Genomic DNA, 19,441 nt, shown 5'->3' with positions numbered 1-19,441 from the left:
CCCCACGTCAGGGGCCGGTTCGGCTCCTCTGCACCGCGCTACGGGGTCTACACCTCGGCGCCGCGTTGAGGGGCCAACGCCTCGGCGCCGCGCTGGGGGGCCAACACCTTGGCCAGCGGGGTCCGCTGCTCCGCCCAGGACACCAGCATCTCGCGGTCGATCAAGGTCGCGCCCACCGTCGGCAGGGCGGCGAACTCGCGCGCCGGCTTCGAGAACCCGCGGTTCGTCACGATGAGGATGATCCCGGCCTGGAACACCGCCCTGGCGCCGCCGAGCGCGTGCTGCACGACCGGCTGGCCGACCGTCGCCCTCGGGTCACCGGAGTGCTTGCACTGCACCATGAACGGGACGTTCAGGTCGGTGACCCCGAGGACGTCGCCGCCCATGTCACCGGCGCCGCCCTGCACCCGCGTGACGGTGAACCCGTCCCGTTCCAGCAGCGCCGCGACGGTGTGCTCGAAGGTCGTGAAGTGACCGTCGTCGATCTGCCCCAGGGTGATCGTGCTGCGCTTGGAGAACGCCTCGGTGGACATCCTTTCGTCGAGCATCCTCTCGTCGAACGTCCTTCCGTCCGCCGTCCCGTCGTCGTCCATGTGCCACTGGCGGCGGCCGAGCTTCGCGACCACCTCGACGGCGACGGCCCGCGCCTCCCAGTCGATCTCACCGAGGCCGTCCGCGTCCCACGGGGGCGCCGCCTCGCCACCGCTCTCCGCCGCCGCCTCGCCCGGGCGTCCGGCCCAGTACTGGCGCTCAAGGCCGCCGAGAGTCCTCCGCAGGCCGCACAGGTCGCGCTGCCACCCCCGGATCCGCAGCGTCAGCGACCCCAACCACCGCTCCAGGTCCGGGGGCGCCGGAAAGAGGCTGAGCTCCTCGGCCCGCGCGGCCGCCCGCTCGATCAGGTCCACGGTGTCGATCACCGTCTCGATCAGGTCGACGGTGTCGCGGAGCGACCGCCGGAGCCCCTTCGCTCCGACGGTGTGCCGGACGAGCACCATCGACTCACTGCGGTACCGATCGCCGAACCGGTCACGGTCCCGCTCGTACGAGAGCCACCGCTCCAGGGCCTCGACCGCCTGGTCCACGAACCACCGCAGGTCGCCGTGCTCGTCGTCCTCGTACTCGTACATTCCGCCCCTCCCGTGAACCACCGGGGGCAGCCTAGGCAACGGGTCCGACACTGCGAGCGGCGCCGACCAGTGCAGACCAGTGCCGACCCGCTGCCTGTCTACCGTCGGCGGGCGGCCGCCAGCAGCTCGGGGACGGTGGCGAGCTTGACGCGGGGGCGGCCCTCGGCCTCGCCCCGGGCGCGCTCCGCCCGCTCCACGGCCCGCAGTCCCTTGAGCCCGACGGCGTCCGGGCGACGGTGGCGGACGAGGCGGTCGAAGTCCGTACGGCTCGCCGCCGGGGCGGCCAGCGCGTGGGCCGCCGCGTCGTCCAAGAGCGCGTCCACGGTCTCGCGGGCGCACGCCCGGTTGGCGCCGATCCCGCCGGACGGCCCGCGCTTGGCCCACCCCACCACGTACGTCCCGGGCAGCGGCCGCCCCGTCGCCGGGTCCACGACCCGCCCGCCCCGGTGCGCGACCGTCGCCGTCCGCTCGTCGAAGGGCAGCCCGGGCACCGGTACGCCCCGGTGCCCTATGGAACGCACCACCAGGCCGGCCAGCAGCGTGTCCGTCTCGCCGGTCGGCTCGGCTGCCCGGCCGCCCGCGAGGGTGGTCCGGGCGACGGTCAGGCCCGTCACCCGCCCGGCCCCGGTGAGCGCGGTCGGCACGGACAGGAAGCGCAGCACGATCCGCCGGCCCGGCGCCGGCTCGGCGCCCCCGTCGAACGGCACCAGCGGCAGCCCGGCGAGCAGCGCGGCCCGCGAGTCCGACGCGGTCGTCCCGGCCGCCGCCTCGATCGCCGCCCGCACCTCCGGGTGGTCCTCGACTACCACCTCGACGCCCGGCAGTTGCCGCAGCGCCAGGAACTCCGCCTTGGTCCAGGCGGCTTCGGCGGGCCCGCGCCGGGCGAGCAGCACGACTTCCCGCACCCGGCTGCGGCGCAGTGCAGCGAGGGCGTGGTCGGCGATGTCGGTGGTGGCGAGCCGGTCTGGGTCGGTGAGCAGGATGCGCGCGATGTCGACGGCGACGTTGCCGTTGCCGATGACGACCACCCGTTCGGCGCCGGGCCCGGACAGCTCCACCGCGTCGGCGGGTACGGTCGGTTGGGCGTTGTACCAGCCGACGAAGGTGGTCGCGGGCAGGCTGCCCGGCAGGTCCTCGCCGGGGATGCCGAGCCGCCGGTCGGCGGCCGCGCCGACGGCGTACACGACGGCGTGGTGGTGGGCGGCGAGTTCCTCGTGGGTGAGGTCGGTACCGATGTCCACGTTGAGGTGCATCCGCAGCCGGGGGTCGTGGAAGACGCCGGCGAAGCTGTCCGCGATGCGTTTGGTGGACTGGTGGTCGGGCGCGACCCCGTGCCGCAGCAGGCCGCCGGTGACGGGCAGCCGGTCGATCATGGTGATCTCGGCGCCGGTGCTGCGCAGCAGTTCCTGTGCGGTGTACCCGGCGGACGGGCCGGTGCCGACGATGGCGACGCGCAGCGTGCCGATCCCGTCGGGGAGGCTGCGCGGGAAGGTGGGCGCGCCCCAGGCGTGGTCGTTGGGGTGGTCGCGGTACCAGTCGCGGTTGAGGTCGCCGAACACGGTGTCGGGCCCGCGCAGCCGGTCGACGGGGAACACCGCGTCCACGGGGCAGGCGTCCGCGCAGGCGCCGCAGTCGATGCAGGCCGCCGGGTCGATGTACAGCATGTCGGTGGCGCCGAACTCCGGTTCGTCCGGGGTCGGGTGGATGCAGTTGACCGGGCAGACGGACACGCACGAGGCGTCGTTGCAGCAGGTCCGGGTGATCGCGTAGGCCATGGCCGGGGTGGGGTCCCTCGCTACAGGTGGTGAAGTGTGGGAGTCGGAGCCTTGTCGTTTTTGACATGTCGTCAGAGCATGTGGATGCGCCGGTAGATGGCGGCCGAGCGGCTGGTGAGCAGTCCGGTCTCGGCGAGGAACGCGATCAGGTGCCGGGAGCTGGTGCGCATCATCGCCTTGCGGTGCTCGTTGGCCCGCACTTCGGCGATCGCCCGCTGGGTGTCGAGCCCGGCGGCCCGGTAGACCCCGGGGTGCACCATGCTGGAGACGATGACGTACGCGCCGACGGCGATGCCGGTGGCCGAGGCGCGGCGGCGGGCGGGGCCGGCGTGGCGCACCCGTTCGCGGATCTCCTGCCGGGCGAACTTCATGTGCCGCGACTCCTCGACGACGTGGATCCGGGAGGTGCCGCGGACGATGTCCAGGACGTTCTCGCCGCGCATCCAGTCACGCTGCATGACGTCGAGGACCTCTTCGGCCACCAGGATGCCGCCGTAGGCGAGTTCACCCTTCGCCAGGGCCTTGAACGCGCGCCCGGCCTGGGCGATGACCTTGTTCGGCCGGTACGCGGGGACGCCCATCTTCTCGCAGGCGCGGGCGAACATGATCGAGTGGCGGCACTCGTCGGCGATCTCGGTGAGCGCGAACTGGAACTCGGCGTTGGCGGGGTTCTTCAGGTACTGATCGCGCAGCACCATCTGCTGGAGGATCATCTCGAACCATATCCCGGTGTTCATGATCGAGCAGACCTCGTGCCGGGTGAGGGTGACCCGCTGCTGCTCGGTCATCTCGTCCCACAGCCGGGTGCCGTAGAGGGTGCTCCACTCCGGGTTGAGTCCGTAGTGGTCGGCCGGGAGGGGCGCGTCCCAGTCGATCTCGGTCGAGGGGTCGTAGGAGAGGGTCGCGGCGGACTCCAGCAGCCGCTTCGAGACGTCGTCGTCGGCCGCGGTGTGCCCGTGCGCACTCGCCGCCCGCCCTGCCGCCGCGTTGGTGAGAGCCATGGCTGCCTCCAGATGCCTGCCCCTACGGGTGCCCGCTCACCCGCTTATTAGACGGACAGTACAATAAGAGCCCGCCGCCGAGAACCCCCTGCGCAGCACCGGACGGGCGCACGACCACAACTCCCGCGCCCCTTCTCGTCCGTGACCTCCCCCAGCCGCCCCCTCCGCCCTCTCCGGTTCCTCCGCCCCCGGATACAGTGAGGCGTGATCACCGACCAGCCCGAGGCGGATCCGGAGCGCGTCGCCCCCACCGGCGTACGGAACTTCCGCGACGCCGGCGGCGTCGGCTCCCTGCCGCGCGGCGTGCTGTACCGCTCCGCCGCCCTGCACGGCCTACACGACCTGCACGGTCTCGCGGCGGAGGGCGCGGACACGCTGCGGCGCCTCGGCCTGCGGACGGTCGTCGACCTGCGCAGCGACCCGGAGGTGGCGGAGCGCCCGGACGCCGTCGACCTCGTCGACGCCCGGCACCTGCACGCACCGGTCTTCACCGAACGGCGTTGGCCCGCCGACCAGTTGGAGCTCTACCCGCTGATGGCCGAGCGCGCCGGCGCGGCATCGGTGGCCGTTCTGCGCCGACTGCTCGCCGGTGGGGGCGAGGCCGCGCCGGTCCTGGTCCACTGCGCCTCGGGCAAGGACCGCACGGGAGTCGTCGTCGCCGTCCTGCAGACGCTGCTGGGCGCCTCCGAGGCGGAGGTCCTCCAGGACTTCCTGCGCTCGAACGACGAACTGGGCCTGACCAACCAGCCCCCGGCCGGGGCCGCGCACAACGCCCTGCCCGTACGCGAGGTGCATCTGCGGCGCGCGCTGCTGTCGATCCGGAGTCACCACGGATCGGTGGCGGAGTACCTCCTCGCGCACGGCGCGCAGGTGTCGGAGCTCGCCGCGGCGCGGCGGATCCCGGCCTGAACGAGCAGCCGGGCAGGGGCCGTTGAGTCCTCCGAACGAGCCCCCGCCCGGTGCTGCGCCGAGCGCCTCCGATCCGTACCGCCCCTGGTTGCGTGCTACGCGGCGCCCAGCGCCTGCCGCAGCGCCTCGGCCGCCTCCGCCGTCGCCTCCCGGAAGCGGCGGCCGATGCCGAGGTAGCTGGCGTAGCCGTGGATGAGGTCCGGCTGCCGGCTCAGGCGCACCGTCACCCCGGCCGCCTTCAGCGCCTCGGCGTACGCCTCGCCCTCGTCCCGCAGCGGGTCGAAGCCCGCGGTGCCGACGTAGGTGGGCGGAAGCCCGGACAGGTCGGCAGCGAGCAGGGGCGACAGCCGCGGGTCCGTCCGGTCGGCCGGCGCGGGCGCGTAGCGGTCCAGGAACCAGTCCATGTCCGCGCTGGTCAGGAAGAACCCGTCGGCGAACAGGTCGCGCGAGGGCCGCCGGACGGAGGCGTCGACCGCCGGGTACAGCAGCAACTGGAACACCGGCGCCGGACCGCCCCGCCGCACCGCCGCCTGTGCGGTGACGGCCGCCAGGTTCCCGCCCGCGCTGTCGCCGCCGATCGCGATCCGCTCCGGATCCGCGCCCAGGTCGGCCGCCTTGGCGTACGCGAAGTCGAACGCGGCCAGCGCGTCGTCCGCAGCCGCCGGGAACGCGTGCTCGGGCGCGCGCCGGTACTCCACCGACAGCACCCGCACCTGCGCCCGCTGCGCCAGGAACCGCACCACGTGGTCGTGGCTGGCCCGGCTGCCGACCACCCAGCCCCCGCCGTGCAGGTACACCAGCAGCCCGGAACCCGCCGCCAGCCCGCCCGGCGTGTACAGCGTGGCCGCCAACTCGCCGTACTCCTGCGGGATTCCGACGTTCCGGACGGATACCGGCTGGATCGTCGCCCCTCCCACCAGGTACCGCGCGTGCTCCATCGCCTCCCGCGACGGCCCGACCCCGGCGGGCAGCACCAGGGCGGCCTTCGACAGGCGCTGCAACTTGAGGATCAACTGCGCGTCCAGCGAGAGCACTTGACCGTCCCGCACCACCGGCGCGCCCGCGATCGCCCGCCGCAGCCCCTCCGGCAGCGCGTACGCGCCCCGGACGACGGCGGACTGGATCCGGACAGGGAAGGGAATCGTCATCTCTGCTGCCTCCTGGAGCCTCACCCGGAGCCCTCGACCGGGGACTCGGACCGGGAGCCCATGATGGGCCCGACCCACCCCAGACGGAAACCCCCCTCGACGCCCCCTTCACCCACCCTCGACCGCCGACGCCCTCTCCGGCAAGAAATATGTAGACCGGTCTACAGTTTCTCCATCGCCGCCATCACCGCCATCTCCACCGCCTCCATCAGCACAGGAAGTCGGCCAGACCGACTTCCTGTGCGCACACCACCCGGGTGGCGGCAAGGAATCAGTAGACCGACCGACATATTTTTCCCGAACGCCCCACCCACATCCACGCCCCCACCCACCCTTGCGCTGCCGCCCTTCGGTCGGAGTCGGCGACGGGCCCTCGACATGGGCGGGCGACTTTCTTCAGGAATCTTTCCGCGCCCGACCGGCCTGACCAGCCCGACGAGTCAGCCCGTCAGCCCGTCAGCCGGCCCGGCTCGTCGGCGAGCGCCGGTCCTCGGCGTCGAACGCCACCAGGGAGCGCGCTCCGGGTCCGAGGGCGGCTTCCAGCGCGCGTAGGACGTCACCGTCCAATCCCCCCACCGCCTCCGCGAGTTCCTCCGCCACGTCCCGGGTGAGCTCCACCGCCACGACGTCCTCGGGCGCGCGCGGACCGAGCTTGCTGACGGCAGCTGCCGCGCGGGCGGGGGTGAAAAGTGCCGCGGCCTGGACCAGGAGCCAGGCGGGGACCCCGGCCGCGCCCTGCGGCGGCGGCAGGTACGGGCGGGCGCCATCGTAGCGCTCGTCCTCGGCGAAGGCCTGCTGCTTCACCCTCACCACCGGACGCGCGCCGACCCCCTCGGGGCCCGTCTCCCGCCAGGTGCCGGCGGGTTTGAGGACGTAGCCCTCGGCGAGGTTGTCGGCGAGTTCGGGGAGCCCGAGGAGCGCGGGGACCAGGGTGGGGAAGGCGGCCGGCAGTTCCTGGAGCACGGTGGGCGCGCCGCGCCCGATCGAGGGGGCGCAGCCGAGGCCGGCGGTGGCCGCACCGCCACGCAGGTCGCGGTCGGAGATCCAGGACCGGCCCTTGGTGGTGTCGACGGTGGCGTCGAAGAGCAGCCACCCCAGCCCCGGCGCGTACCAGACGCCGGTCTGCACGGGCTCGACTGCGGCGACGGCGGACACATCGGGGTGCGGGTAGCACCCGCCGGCCAGTTCACCGTAAACAGTCACCACAGCGCCCGCGCCCCCACCTGCACCCCCGCCCGCCGCCTCGCGCATCGCCGAGGCGAACCGGGCCGCCGCCACCGCCAGCGCCGGCCAGACCCGGCTGACGCCGAAGAAGCCGTCCAGCGCGTCCTCGCCCAGGAGCTCCCGCCGCTTGGCCGGACGGACCGCACCCCCCTCGCAGACCACGGCGAAGTGCGCCCCGTGCACCTTCTCCACCGCGACCCACTCCCGATTCCCGGACGCGGAGAGCCGCCCCCTCCCCGAGATCTTGGGGTACGGCCGCAACACGGAGCCTTCGAACCTGGTGTCAGCCACACCCGAGATCATCGCCGCGAGCCCACCCCCGGACAACGGAGTTTCACCGCCCACCCCAGCCCCCGGCTACGCGTAGCCCCCGCCGCCACAGAGCGTCCGCACCAGACGGGCCACCACAGGCCGGTGGGCCTCGACGCAGCGTCGAGGCCCACCGGCCTGTCTACAGGCTGTTCACGTTCTTCAGATCGGTTCAGATCGCCCCCCGGCGAGTGCCATCAGGGCGCGTGCTGCTCGTAGTTGAGGCTCCACTGCTGGTTGGCCTGCAGACCGGGGCAGTTCCAGATCCCGAGCCGGGTGCCCTGCTCGGTGGCCCATCCGGGCAGTTCGAGGCAGCGGCCGCCGGGGTTGTCCGCAGTGACGGTGGCGGGGAGGTAGATCCGGCCGTCCGGGCGTACGGCCCACTTCTGGCCGGTGTTGCCCACGCAGCGGGACAGGATCAGGCCGGTTCCGTTACCGAGGGCGTTGCCCTTGGTGGAGACGCACCAGCTGCCGGAACGGATGGTGCCGTCGGTGGCGAAGTTGAACCGCTGGTTGATGGTCTGCCAGCAGGCGTAGGCGGCGACCTCGGTGCCTTCGTTGGGTCCGCCGATGGAGTCGGCGCACAGCCAGTTCACCAGCTGGGAGTGGATGGTGACGCTGGAGTCGGAGAAGCCGGCGAAGGCCGGCGGGACGAAGCCGTCGACCTTGCCCTTGGTGCCGGTGCTGCTCTTGCCCGCGAAGATGGAGAGCGCGTTGCTGTTGTCCATGACCCAGAGGTCGGGGGTGCCGTCGTTGTTGAGGTCTCCGGCGCCGATCCGGGGGTAGTCGCCCGCCTTGACCGGCTGGCCGACGTCCAGCTTGATCCCCTGGTCGGGCTTGGTGAGGGCGGAGTAGTCGACCGTTCCGTCGGCCTTGTAGCCGAGCGGGTAGGCGAAGAGGTCACCCGTCGTGCGGTTCCGCGCCCAGATGGTGGTCTGGTAGGTGGGGTCAGTGGTGCCGGGGACGGCGGTCGCCCCGTTGGCCGCACCCGGGTTGAGCAGTTCCAGGTCGGCCCAGCTGCCGGAGACGGCCGGGAGGTAGGTCGCGGCGTCGAGGGAGTCGACGAGGCCGTTGGGCTGGAACAGGTAGAGGTTGTTGTTCTCCAGGGAGAGAACAGAGGTCTGGGTCATGATGACCTTGCGGGCCTCGTTACCCGGCTCACCGCCCACGGCCTCGCCGTCGGTCGTGCCGATCGCGATGACCTGCGAGGCGCCGCTCCAGTTCTTCTGGCTGTAGCCGGAGCAGGGCTTGCCGGTCTCGTAGGTCGTGCAGGCGGGCCGGTTGAGGGCGATCGGAGTCAGGGTGTCGAAGCGCCCGGTGCCGTTGTTGGGGATCAGGTAGAGGGCCTCGCGCAGCTTGGAGGTCGTGTCCTTGGTGTAGTGGGCGAGGATCTCGTCGACGGCCTGTCCGACGGCGAAGGTGCCGTGGTGGCTGACCTGGTAGTCGGACCAGGTGGCGCCGAAGTCGCGGTTTCCCGGGGCGGCGGCGGCGGGGGCGGCCAGGGACGTGGTGGGGTCGATGGTGCCGCCGATGACGCGCAGGTCACCGTTCCTGTCGACGGTGATGACGTCGGGCTTCTGGTCGTTGTCGACGTCGCCGAACAGGGGCTGGGTGTCGGGCTTCCAGGGGACGTAGAAGTTGTAGACGGCCGGCTGGCTGTAGTTGCCGGCGTTGTCCATGGCCCAGGCGTACAGGGTGTTGGTGCCCCAGTCCCTGGGCTTGTAGGTGTACGGCTGGCCGGGGGGCAGGGTGCCGTTCTGGCCGCAGCGCCAGCCGACCACCGGTGTCGGGTCCGTGCTCACGCGCACGCAGGCCACGCCGGAGGCCTGGAGCCCGGCGCCGGGGGCGGGGTCCTCGGCGTTGATGGTGAAGGCGCCCGGGTCGTTCATGTACTTGGCCGGGGTGGGGTTGGGGGTGCCCGACGGCGGGAAGTCGGTAGAGCTGATGCTGACGCGGGGGTTGGTCCTGTCGACGCGGAAGTAGCACCACGGGGTCATGGGCGAGGTGAGGATCTCGTCGGTGGCGCGAGCCGTCCAGCCGTACTGGTGGCCGTCCGACAGCGATCCCACGCCCACGGAGGGGCCTGGGTCGTTGTAGCTGGTCCCCCAGCGTCCCTGAGTCCAGCTGAAGTTGGCGTCGTTGTCGTCCCACATCTGGTAGTCGGTGTGGAGGGTCTGCCCGGCGGGCGAGTAGCTGTTGGCCGTGAGGTTGATGTTCTGGTTGGCGCCGATCCAGCCGGGGTTGTCCCAGGGGTGCGCGCCGCCGGTGGTGCACTCGGCGGCGCTGTTGTTCCAGGCGAAGCCGGGGGCGGGGCTGGTGCGCGGGTACCAGACGGTCGGAGTGATGTCGTAAGTGGTGGTGATGGACGGATTGTTGGCGATGTAGTGCCGGAACGTCATGTCCCACTCGTTGCCCATCGGGGCGATGCCGACGGTCCACCACGGCCACTGGCCGGCGATCGCCTGCTTCATCATGTCGGTCACGTCGACGGCCAGCGGGCCGGTGCCGGTGATCCACTGCCCGTTGACCGTCGGGCAGTTCTCCATGACGACGGCCTTGTTGTCCCCGCAGGGCTGGTCGGTCCAGTTGGTGTGCTCGTGGATGGGCTTGGGAGCCGAGTACACCACGAGCGGCGTGTTCGTGCCCGGGCTGGAGGCTCCGGTGACCTGGAAGTTGAGGGTGGAAGTCCGGATGCTCGGCGGGCTCTCGGCGCCGCCGGGCTTGGTGTAGAGCACCGGGTTGATCCCGAACTGGAAGTAGGCGCGCTGGCGGCCCAGGTCACCGCAGTCCAGGCTCGGGTCGCTGCTGTGGTAGCCGCAGTAGCCGGTGGCCAGGTTGCTCTTCTTGTTGAAGTTCTCCGCCTTCTTGTGGTTCTCCTGGACCTCCACCGAGCCCTGGACCGAGCTCGTCGCCGCCACCAGGGACGGGTCGAGGTACCAGGGGCCGTCACCGGATCCGAGGGCGTCGTGGTCCGGCGTCAGTTCGATCGCCGCGGGCGTGATCTTGGTGGTGATGGCGGCCACGTTCGCGCCGTCACCCGGCTCCTCGGCGGTCGACGGAATCCCGCTCGCACTCCCCGTGGGCGCGGGCGTCGGGGCGGCCGCCAACGCCGCACGCACCGAGTCCCTGGAAGCCCGGTCGGCGGTGGCGGTCGACGGCGCGGGCTTGCTGGAGTCCCACTGCAGCGGCACGGGGGCTCGGAAGCGCGTGACACCGCTGTCGTCGACGACGGTGATGCCGCCGGACTGGTCCTTGGTCATGGACAGGCCCTGCGCGGAGACGGGGAAGGTCAGCGACTTGAGCGCCGCGCTCTCGGCGGCCTCCTTGGTTCGCACGATGATGGCGTCCCGCCAGCCGCCCTGGGACAGCGCGGTCAGCTGCAGGTCCACACCGGGGAGGACATCGGTGTAGGTGGCGTTGGCGCCGGTCACGGACGGCTTGGGCAGGGCGAACGGTGCGTTCACCGCCAGGCTCTTGCCGTCGTCGGTCGTCACGGTGGCCATCGGGCCCGCCCCGCCGCCGGAGAACTTCAGCCCGGTCGTGGCGACGGCCGGGCTGAACGTGCCGTCGGTGTTGGCCCGCAGTGTCGAGTCGATGTCCGCCCAGGCACCTCCGCGCTTGGTCCGTACGGCCTGGGCGTTGTCGGTGCTGGTCAGCGTGCCGTCGGGGTTGGCGATGGTTCTGGAGGCCTCATTGGTCAAGGTCTCGACGGTGACCGGCTTGCCGGTCGTCTTGGCCTTCGCGAGCGCGTCCAGCATGGCCTGCTGCGCGGGGGTGCGGGCGGGTGCCGGTGACGAGGGGACGATCGGTGCCAGTCCACCCACAGGGCCGTGGGTCGGCGGGGCGGGGGCGGTGTCGGCCGCGAGCGCTGCCGGCGCGCTGAGCAGGGCCAGACTCAGGGCGCAGCCGGTGCCGAGGGCGGTCAGCGCGAGTATGCGCCTGCGTATGGACGGTGTTGGTGGTGTGTGCGCGATTGTGCGCGGAGTGCTGGGCATGCGGATTGAAGGTCCCTCCCGGTCGGCCAACACCCTCGACAGGGTGCGTTCGGGTGGGAACGATGCGTGCTGGTCGGCGGATCGGTCAAACCCTTTGTCGGTTCGTGCCGATGTGTCCGGATAAGCCGCAGATCAGGAGATCAAGACTTCATAAACATCTCATGTACGGCACTCATGCGACCTGGTGGCGTGTCAGTGGGTGCACATATCGTCACCTCGATCCTGGCACATCCATGTCCATATGACGTTGTGTCGACAATGAGTGAGGAGACACCACTGTGGTGGTTTGGCCTGCCCGGAAACGGGCCGGAAAACGAATAGGCGGCCGATGGCGGTCGCCGGCTGTGGCGGCCCTGGTCGCTCTCACACTGACCGGGGTGAGCGTGCCGCCGGCGGTGGCATGGACCTACCCCGAGCCCGAGGGGGAGGTCTGGGCTCCTCCGAACACGCCCCTGGGAAGCGCGGCCCCCTCCGTCAAGGGACACGATGCCCAGCCGCCGGGCGCCAAGACGGCGGTCAAGGCAGCGGGCTGGAAGCCGGAGACCGCTCCGCCGGTCGTCACCGGCACCGCGACGGTCGTGCTCGGCTCCGACAGCGCCGAGGCCGAGGCGGCCCGCAGGGCCACCGGCGGGGCTTCACCCGCCTCCGGTGGCATGACCGGAACCAAGGCCGGAGATCTGGCCGTCCGGGTCGCACCGGGAACCGGCCAGGGTGAGAGCGCGCACGCCGTCACCGTCGAGGTGGCCGGACAGGACAAGGGCAAGGCCGCAGGCGTCAACGGGCCGCTGGTGGCGCTGACCGACGCCAAGGCGTCGGTCGGTGGCGACGGACGGCAGGCGAGCGTCACCCTGGACCTGAAGGCCCTCCAGGCGGGCGGGTGGTCGGACCGTGCCGGCCTCGTCTCGCTCCCGGCCTGTTCACTGACCACGCCGGAACGCCCCGAGTGCCGTACGCAGACCCCGGTTCCGGTGAAGAACGACGGCTCCGGCACGATCACTGCGGATGTCACCCTTCCCCCTGCGGCACCTGGCAACGCCCAGGGCGGTGCGGTGAAGGCGTCGTTCACCACAGCGAAGTCGACCGCCCAGGCACCTGCGCAGGCCCTGAACGTCGGCAGCACCGGGGGAACCGGCGGCTCCGTGGTCCTGGCCCCCGCGGCCTCCCCGTCGGGCCCCCTGGGCAACTTCACCGCGACGCCGCTGTCGTCGTCGGTGTCCTGGTCCGCGGGCTCCAACACGGGCAGCTTCACCTACAGCTACCCGATCCAGACACCGCCGGCCCTCGGCGGCGCCGCACCCACCGTGGCGCTGAGCTACAACTCGGCGAACGTGGACGGCAAGACGTCGTCCACGAACGCGCAGCCCTCGTGGATCGGCGACGGCTGGGGCTACGAGCCCGGCTACATCGAGCGGTCCTACCGCAGCTGCGACAAGGCTGGCATCACCGGTTCGGGCGACCAGTGCTGGGGCGGGCAGAGCGCCTCCCTCTCGCTGGGCGGGCGCTCCGGCACCATCGTGCGCGACGACGCGACCGGAGCCTGGCACCTGGAGAGCGACGACGGCTCCAAGGTCGAGCAGCTCACCGGCGCGCCGAAGGCCGCGGGCGACGTCGACTACCAGGGCATGGAGTACTGGCGGATCACCACCCCGGACGGAGTGCAGTACTACTTCGGCCTCAACCACCTGCCGGGCGGTGACGGCAGCGACCCTGCGGCGAACTCCGTCCTGACCCTGCCGGTGTACTCGCCCAACAGCGGCGACCCCTGCTACAACTCCGCCAGCGGTAACAACTCCTGGTGCCAGATGGCCTGGCGCTGGCAGCTCGACTACGTGGTCGACCCGCACGGCAACCTGACCACGTACAAGTACGCCACCGAGGGCAACAAGTACAACCGTGGTCGCGTCCAGAGCGGCGGCACCGGCACCCTCGCCGACTACCAGCGGGCCGGCTACCTCAAGGAGATCGCCTACGGCCAGCGCCTGGACGAGCAGAAGGCGGCCAAGGGCGGCGCGAACCCGGCGGCGAAGGTCCTGTTCACCGTCGCGGAGCGCTGCATTCCCGGCGGCACGATCACCTGCTCCGAGGACCAGCGCACCGCGGCCAACGCGGACGCCTGGCCCGATACGCCGATCGACCAGATCTGCACCGACGGCTCGTGCGTGAACTCGGCGCCCACATTCTTCACGACCAAGCGCCTGACCGGGATCTCGACACAGGTCATGGTCGGCTCCGCCTACCGCGCCGTCGACACCTGGAAGCTCAACCAGGAACTCGCCGACCCCGGGGACGCCACCAAGCGAATCCTGCAGCTGGACTCCGTCCAGCGGGTGCCGAGCAACGGACAGGCCGCGATCGAGGACCTGCCCGCCGTCCAGTTCAAGTACACGATGCGCGCCAACCGCGTCGACGGCCTGGACTTGGGCGAGAAGATGTACATGCGCCCGCGCATCCAGGAGATCACCACCGAGACCGGCGGGCGGATCGGCGTCGTCTACGCCGACCCCGAATGCTCCCGGGTGAACAACCACATGCCGTCCTCCGAGGACAGCAACACGATGGCCTGCATGCCCGTCAAGTGGTACCCGACGTTCCTGTCCTCGAAGGACCCGATCAACGACTGGTTCGACAAGCCCCTCGTCAAGACCGTCGTCGAGCTGGACCTCGTCAGCACACCCAATGTCGGCAAGACCACCGAGTACACCTACAACGGTGAGGCCGCCTGGCACCGCAACGACGCGGAGTTCACCGACTCCAAGACCCGGACCTGGGACCAGTTCCGCGGCTACCAGTCCGTCACCACCACCACCGGCAGCGGTGGCTCCAGCGAGGCCCCCAAGACCCAGCAGAAGGTCACCTACCTGCGGGGCATGAACGACGACTACCTCGCCAACGGCAAGACCCAACGCAGCGTCCAGGTCCCCAGCCCGCTCGGCGGCACCGTCACCGACAGCGCACAGTTGTCCGGCCGCGTCGTCGCCACCGAGGTCTACGACCAGGCCGGTGGAACAGTCACGGCCGTCTCCGGGAACACCTACAACGGGCAGATGAGCTCCGCGACGCATGCCCAAACCGCGGGCGCGCCGAAGATCCAGGCGTGGCTTTCGGACTCCGAAACCACCGCGATCACCAAGGCCAAGCTCTCCGACGGCAGCTGGCGCACGACCACGACGGTCACGACCACCGAGCCGGCCAACGGCAACCGCGTCGTCAAGGTCGACAACAAGGGCGACGGCACCGCCGCCACCCCCGAGACCTGCACGACCACCGGCTATGCGGTCAGTGACAACCCCCAACTTCTGACCCTGGCATCGGAGACGACCACTTTCCAGGGGTCCTGCTCGACGACGGCTACAGCCGCGAACACCCTGTCCAGCAACCGCAGCGTCTACGACGGCAAGTCCTTCAAGCAGGCCGGCGCGGCCGGAGACCCGACCGGCAGCCAGGTCCTCGACCATTTCGACCAGTCCGGCAACCCCGTCTACCTCCACAACGGCAGCGCCTCCTTCGACACCTACGGGCGGAGCCTGACGACCGGTATGGCCGACGGGTCGACCTACGACCGCAACGGCGCACAGACCAGCGGTCCGTCCGTCACTCCGGTCGTCACATCAGTCACCCTCAACCCGGCAGCCGGACAGCTGCCGACGGAGATCCGCACCACCGGACCGATGGGAGCAGCTTGGACCACCACCGTCACCCAGGATCCGGCCCGCGGCTCACCTCTGGTCAGTAAGGACATCAACGGCCGGGTCACCACCGCCCGGTACGACGCCCTCGGCCGCATCACCGCGGTCTGGGCGCCCGACCGGCCGACCGAGGAACTGCCCAGCCGGAAGTTCACCTACCTCCTGAACGGCTCCAAGGCACCGCCCACCATCACGACCGAGTCGATCAACGACGACGCGGTCACCTACTCCGCGAGTGTCCAGATCTTCGACGGCCTGGGACGGCCGCGGCAGACCCAGAGCACCAGCGCCGCCAAGCCGACCGGGCGCCTGATCACGGACACCGTCTACGACACCCATGGCTGGGTGATCAAGACCTCGGACCCGTACTACGAGCAGGGGTCATTCCCCACCAACTCCGTCTTCATCCCGGCAGCAGACGGCCAGGTCCCGGGCCAGACGTGGAACACCTACGACGGCAACGGGCGCGTCGTGCGCTCGGAGTTCCGCTCCTACGGAAACCTCCAGTGGGCCACCAACACCGCCTACCCCGGCGCTGACCGTACCGACGTCACGCCTCCCTCAGGTGCCACTCCGACGTCGACCGTGGTTGACGCCCGAGGCCGCACCACCGCCCTGGGGCAGTACCGGACACCGACCGCGACCGGCAACCTGGCCGACGCGGACGTCACCAGCTACGGATACACGCCAGCCGGTCTCACCGCATCCCGGACCGACAGCAGCGGCAACACCTGGAACTACGTCTACGACCTGCGCGGACGCCAGACCTCGGCCTCCGATCCGGACACCGGCACGACCCGGACGTTCTACGACGTCAACTCGCGCATCGACCACACCGTCGACGCCAAGAACAACACCCTCTCCTACACCTACGACCTGCTCAACCGTAAGACCGGCACGTTCAACGGCGCCGTGGCACCCGCGAACCAGCTGGCCTCCTGGAGCTACGACACCCTCGTCAAGGGCCAGCCCACCTCCTCGACCCGCTACGTCGGCGGAGCAGGCGGCACGGCCTACACCAAGGCCGTCACCGACTACGACACCGCCTACCGCCCTCTCGGCTCATCGATCACCATCCCGTCCGCCGAGGGCGCACTCGCCGGTACCTACACGACGACCAACACCTACAGCCCGGTCATCGGCTCCCTGACGAAGGTCGGCATTCCCGCCGCCGGCGGCCTGCCGGCCGAAACCGTCAGCTACGGCCGGACCATCACCGGCCTGCTCACCGCGGCCGCCAGCCTCAGCAAGGCCGTCATCGCCAAGGTCGAGTACGACGCCCTTGCACGCCCCGTGCGCACGACGGTCGGTCAGTACGGCAAGCAGGTCGTCTCCACCCAGCAGTACGACTGGGCCACCGGACGGGTCATCAACAACTTCACCGACCGCCAGGTCGGAACCGTCTCGGTCGACCAGACCAGCTACACCTACACCCAGTCCGGCCAGATCACCTCGGCCACCACCATCCAGGACGCCTCGGCGACCGACACCCAGTGCTTCACCTATGACCACCTCCGCCGGCTGACCGGCGCCTGGACCGACACCGCGGGCACCTCCACCACTGCCGACTGGACCGACTCCTCAGGCGAGGTCCACGGCACCGGCAGCTCCACCACCGTGCCCGGCGTCGGCGGCTGCAACAACGCGAACGGCCCGGCCACCGTCAACCCCGGCGGACGGACCATCGGCGGACCGGCACCCTACTGGAACACCTACACCTACGACGCGACCGGCAACCGCACCGGCCTCGTCCAGCACGACATCACCGGCAACAGCCTCAACGACATCACCACGACCCAGACCTTCGGAGCCGCCAAGAGCACCAACTCCCCCACCAACGCCCCCAACACCGGCGGCGGAACCGGCGGGCCCCACGCCCTGCTCACCTCCACCACCAGCGGGCCGGCAGGTACCAAGGCCGTCAGCTACCAGTACGACGCCAACGGCAACACCACCGCCATCACGGACACCAGCGGCACCACCACCCTGACCTGGAACGGCGAGGACAAGCTCGACTCCCTCACCAAGACCGGCCAAGCCGCCGCCACCACCTACCTGTACGACGCCGACGGCAACCAGCTCATCCGCCGCAACCCCGGCAAGACCACGCTCAACCTGCCCACCGACGAGCTCACCCTCGACACCACCAGCCCCAGCGGGTCCCTGAGCAACATTCGCTCCATCCCCGCCCCGGGCGGACTGACCTACACCCGCGTCACCGCCGCCATCGGCGGAGGCACCGTCCTGATCCAGGCAGCCGACCCGCACGGCACCAGCGGCCTCCAGGTCAACACCAACGCAACCCAGACCGTCACCCGCCGCCCCACCGACCCATTCGGCAACCCCCGCGGCGCCCAACCCACCGCTAATCAGTGGGCCGGCACCAAGGGCTTCGTCGGCGGCAGCAAGGATGACACCACCGGACTCACCAACCTCGGCGCCCGCCAGTACGACCCCATCCGCGGACGCTTCATCAGCCCCGACCCCATCCTCGACGCAGCCGACCCCCAGCAGTGGAACGGCTACACCTATAGCAACAACAACCCCGTCAACCTGAGCGACCCGTCCGGTCTGCGCCCCGAAGGCAAATGTTCCAACACCTGCACGGACGGCAGCACCGACCAATGGGGCGGCGGCCCCGGTCACTGGGTGTACAACAACATCGGTGTCAAAGAAGTTGACGCCACAGGCACCGTCACCGTCCAGCACATCGACTTCTCTGACAACTCCGCCTCCTTCAAACTCACTGCCACCTACACCGTCAAGCCCAAGCCCAAGCCCAGCCCACAAACCTCCGGCTATTGCAAGGGCTACATAGCACAGCAGACCAACTGCAAGACCCCCGGGTACGAGGACAAGCCCAGCGCAGCAAACATCCCCGACCTCGAGAACTGCAAGGCCCCCGGGGCGGACTGGGGTTGCAACGCCCGGAACAGTCTGTTCAAGACCGCGATAGCTGGCGGATTCCTCGGAGGAAGCTATGGCGTGCTGGGCGGACTGGGCCGTAATCCTGCCAACCCTTGCCACAGTTTCCTTCCCGGAACTCTCGTGGCCATGGCAGATGGCAGCACCAAAAAAATTGAGGAGATCACTACCGGCGACCAAGTCGAATCCAGTGACCCTCAGGCGAGCACCACAAACTCGGAACGAGTCATCCGGGTGATCAAAACTCCCGATGACTCAGAATTCACCGACCTGACAATCTCCATCGCCAACAAGCAAGCTGACCCTCAAAACAGCAACGGCACCGCTGAGCCGACCACGATAACCTCCACCCGGCACCACCCGTACTGGAACGAGAGCACACACCGCTGGACCAATGCGGCCGACCTCCATGCCGGCGACACCCTGCGCACTCCCGACGGCAATATAGGAGCGGTCAGCTACGTCCGCAGCTACAGGACTGCCCCTCTCCTGGCATACGACCTGACAGTCAGCAACCTCCACACGTACTATGTGCTGGCAGGCCTGACGCCCGTACTGGTCCATAACTGCAATGGCACTGGCCCTGGTGGACCTGCTCTTGACGGCGACCCCTATAGTCCGAATGCTGTCGCTGCTCGCAGTGGTGCGAACGCAAGTCACTACATGGATCGAGATGCAGCTGCTAAATCGGGTGCCGACATCTCACCCTCTGACAGTCGTGGCGAGTATACAAATGCTGGACGCGCCCTAGCGAAGCACGCCGGCCGCGGTGGGAACCCTCACGGATTCCCGATGCCCGAGGGAAAGCAAAATCCTGATGGCTGGAACACCGCGGGACAAACCTTCCTCAGTGATATACTGAATAACCCTGAGTCAACCTTCGAGAATGGCTACGGACGAATAGGCGGCCAGTACCAACCCACCTTTGACGTGCGCCTCCCGGGCGGACTTGGCGCCAGGTTCTCACTTTCGGGAGAGTTCTCCGGATTTCTCGACCCCTCATTTTAGGTGCCTTGAATGACGATTCAACCGTACAGCAGGCGCAGTATCAAAATAGTTAGGTTTGACGACAACACTTCCGACGAGCAGGTATTTGAGTTCATAGATTCAGACTCCCCGGACAGGGGTCCTGTTTTCGCTATTTCTGTCCCCGATGACGGCGGCTGGGATGAAGCGTCAATCAGCGTCAGCCCCAGGTTTGAAAATGCTTCTCTTGACCTCGTGGTTTGGGCGATCGAAGCGGTAAAGAAGCTCCTCTGAGGAGAAGCGCAATGCGTCGGAGTAGATTTCCGACGGGCTTGAGCGGCATATCAAGGGCCCCCTGGATTACTTCCGGTGGGGC

Annotated in this window: 9 protein-coding genes; 3 read left to right on the top strand and 6 right to left on the bottom strand. The window is 69.8% G+C overall.

The window, feature by feature from the left end; genetic code table 11:
- Positions 1-47: 47 nt before the first annotated feature.
- From ACFWPT_RS10725 to ACFWPT_RS10715, 3 genes are all read right to left on the bottom strand, one after another.
- On the bottom strand, positions 48-1,127 hold the full coding sequence (locus ACFWPT_RS10725) for a restriction endonuclease (RefSeq protein ID WP_380481072.1): 1,080 nt from the start codon (positions 1,125-1,127) through the stop codon (positions 48-50).
- Positions 1,128-1,225: 98 nt separating this feature from the next.
- Complete coding sequence (locus ACFWPT_RS10720) at positions 1,226-2,902, bottom strand: FAD-dependent oxidoreductase (protein ID WP_380481069.1); 1,677 nt, start codon at positions 2,900-2,902, stop codon at positions 1,226-1,228.
- Positions 2,903-2,973: 71 nt separating this feature from the next.
- Complete coding sequence (locus tag ACFWPT_RS10715; RefSeq protein WP_380481066.1) at positions 2,974-3,903, bottom strand: diiron oxygenase; 930 nt, start codon at positions 3,901-3,903, stop codon at positions 2,974-2,976.
- A gap of 204 nt (positions 3,904-4,107) precedes the next feature.
- Between ACFWPT_RS10715 and ACFWPT_RS10710 the strand changes: the two genes are divergently transcribed.
- Positions 4,108-4,812: a tyrosine-protein phosphatase gene (locus tag ACFWPT_RS10710; protein WP_380481063.1), complete on the top strand. Its 705-nt coding sequence runs from the start codon at positions 4,108-4,110 to the stop codon at positions 4,810-4,812.
- A gap of 95 nt (positions 4,813-4,907) precedes the next feature.
- Here the strand turns inward: ACFWPT_RS10710 and ACFWPT_RS10705 are convergent, their stop codons facing one another.
- From ACFWPT_RS10705 to ACFWPT_RS10695, 3 genes are all read right to left on the bottom strand, one after another.
- Positions 4,908-5,960 carry an alpha/beta hydrolase gene (locus ACFWPT_RS10705; RefSeq protein ID WP_380481060.1) on the bottom strand — a complete coding sequence of 351 codons (1,053 nt, stop codon included), beginning with the start codon at positions 5,958-5,960 and terminating at the stop codon, positions 4,908-4,910.
- Between the two features lie 456 nt (positions 5,961-6,416).
- Entirely contained in the window at positions 6,417-7,475 is a 1,059-nt protein-coding gene (locus ACFWPT_RS10700) for an RNA ligase family protein (RefSeq protein WP_380481057.1), read from the bottom strand.
- A 215-nt stretch (positions 7,476-7,690) separates the two neighbouring features.
- On the bottom strand, positions 7,691-11,488 hold the full coding sequence (locus ACFWPT_RS10695) for a ricin-type beta-trefoil lectin domain protein (RefSeq protein WP_380481054.1): 3,798 nt from the start codon (positions 11,486-11,488) through the stop codon (positions 7,691-7,693).
- Between the two features lie 377 nt (positions 11,489-11,865).
- On the opposite strand from ACFWPT_RS10695, the gene ACFWPT_RS10690 reads away from it, so the two are divergent.
- Both ACFWPT_RS10690 and ACFWPT_RS10685 read left to right on the top strand, forming a co-directional pair.
- Complete coding sequence (locus ACFWPT_RS10690; RefSeq protein ID WP_380481051.1) at positions 11,866-19,107, top strand: RHS repeat-associated core domain-containing protein; 7,242 nt, start codon at positions 11,866-11,868, stop codon at positions 19,105-19,107.
- Positions 19,108-19,116: 9 nt separating this feature from the next.
- Positions 19,117-19,359 (top strand): hypothetical protein, encoded by a 243-nt coding sequence (locus ACFWPT_RS10685; protein ID WP_380481048.1) that lies wholly within the window; start codon positions 19,117-19,119, stop codon positions 19,357-19,359.
- Positions 19,360-19,441: the final 82 nt, after the last annotated feature.

It is taken from the genome of Kitasatospora sp. NPDC058478 (assembly GCF_042720345.1).
Lineage (GTDB): Bacteria > Actinomycetota > Actinomycetes > Streptomycetales > Streptomycetaceae > Kitasatospora.
Note: the sequence above shows the minus strand (reverse complement) of the source record. Positions and strands in the feature narration are given on the sequence as shown.

Excerpts from the sequence above, each read along its gene's own strand:
- ACFWPT_RS10705 (WP_380481060.1), bottom strand. The coding sequence starts at position 5,960 with ATGACGATTCCCTTCCCTGTCCGGATCCAGTCCGCCGTCGTCCGGGGC.
- ACFWPT_RS10715 (WP_380481066.1), bottom strand. The coding sequence starts at position 3,903 with ATGGCTCTCACCAACGCGGCGGCAGGGCGGGCGGCGAGTGCGCACGGG.
- ACFWPT_RS10685 (WP_380481048.1), top strand. The coding sequence starts at position 19,117 with ATGACGATTCAACCGTACAGCAGGCGCAGTATCAAAATAGTTAGGTTT.
- ACFWPT_RS10695 (WP_380481054.1), bottom strand. The coding sequence starts at position 11,488 with ATGCCCAGCACTCCGCGCACAATCGCGCACACACCACCAACACCGTCC.
- ACFWPT_RS10725 (WP_380481072.1), bottom strand. The coding sequence starts at position 1,127 with ATGTACGAGTACGAGGACGACGAGCACGGCGACCTGCGGTGGTTCGTG.
- ACFWPT_RS10720 (WP_380481069.1), bottom strand. The coding sequence starts at position 2,902 with ATGGCCTACGCGATCACCCGGACCTGCTGCAACGACGCCTCGTGCGTG.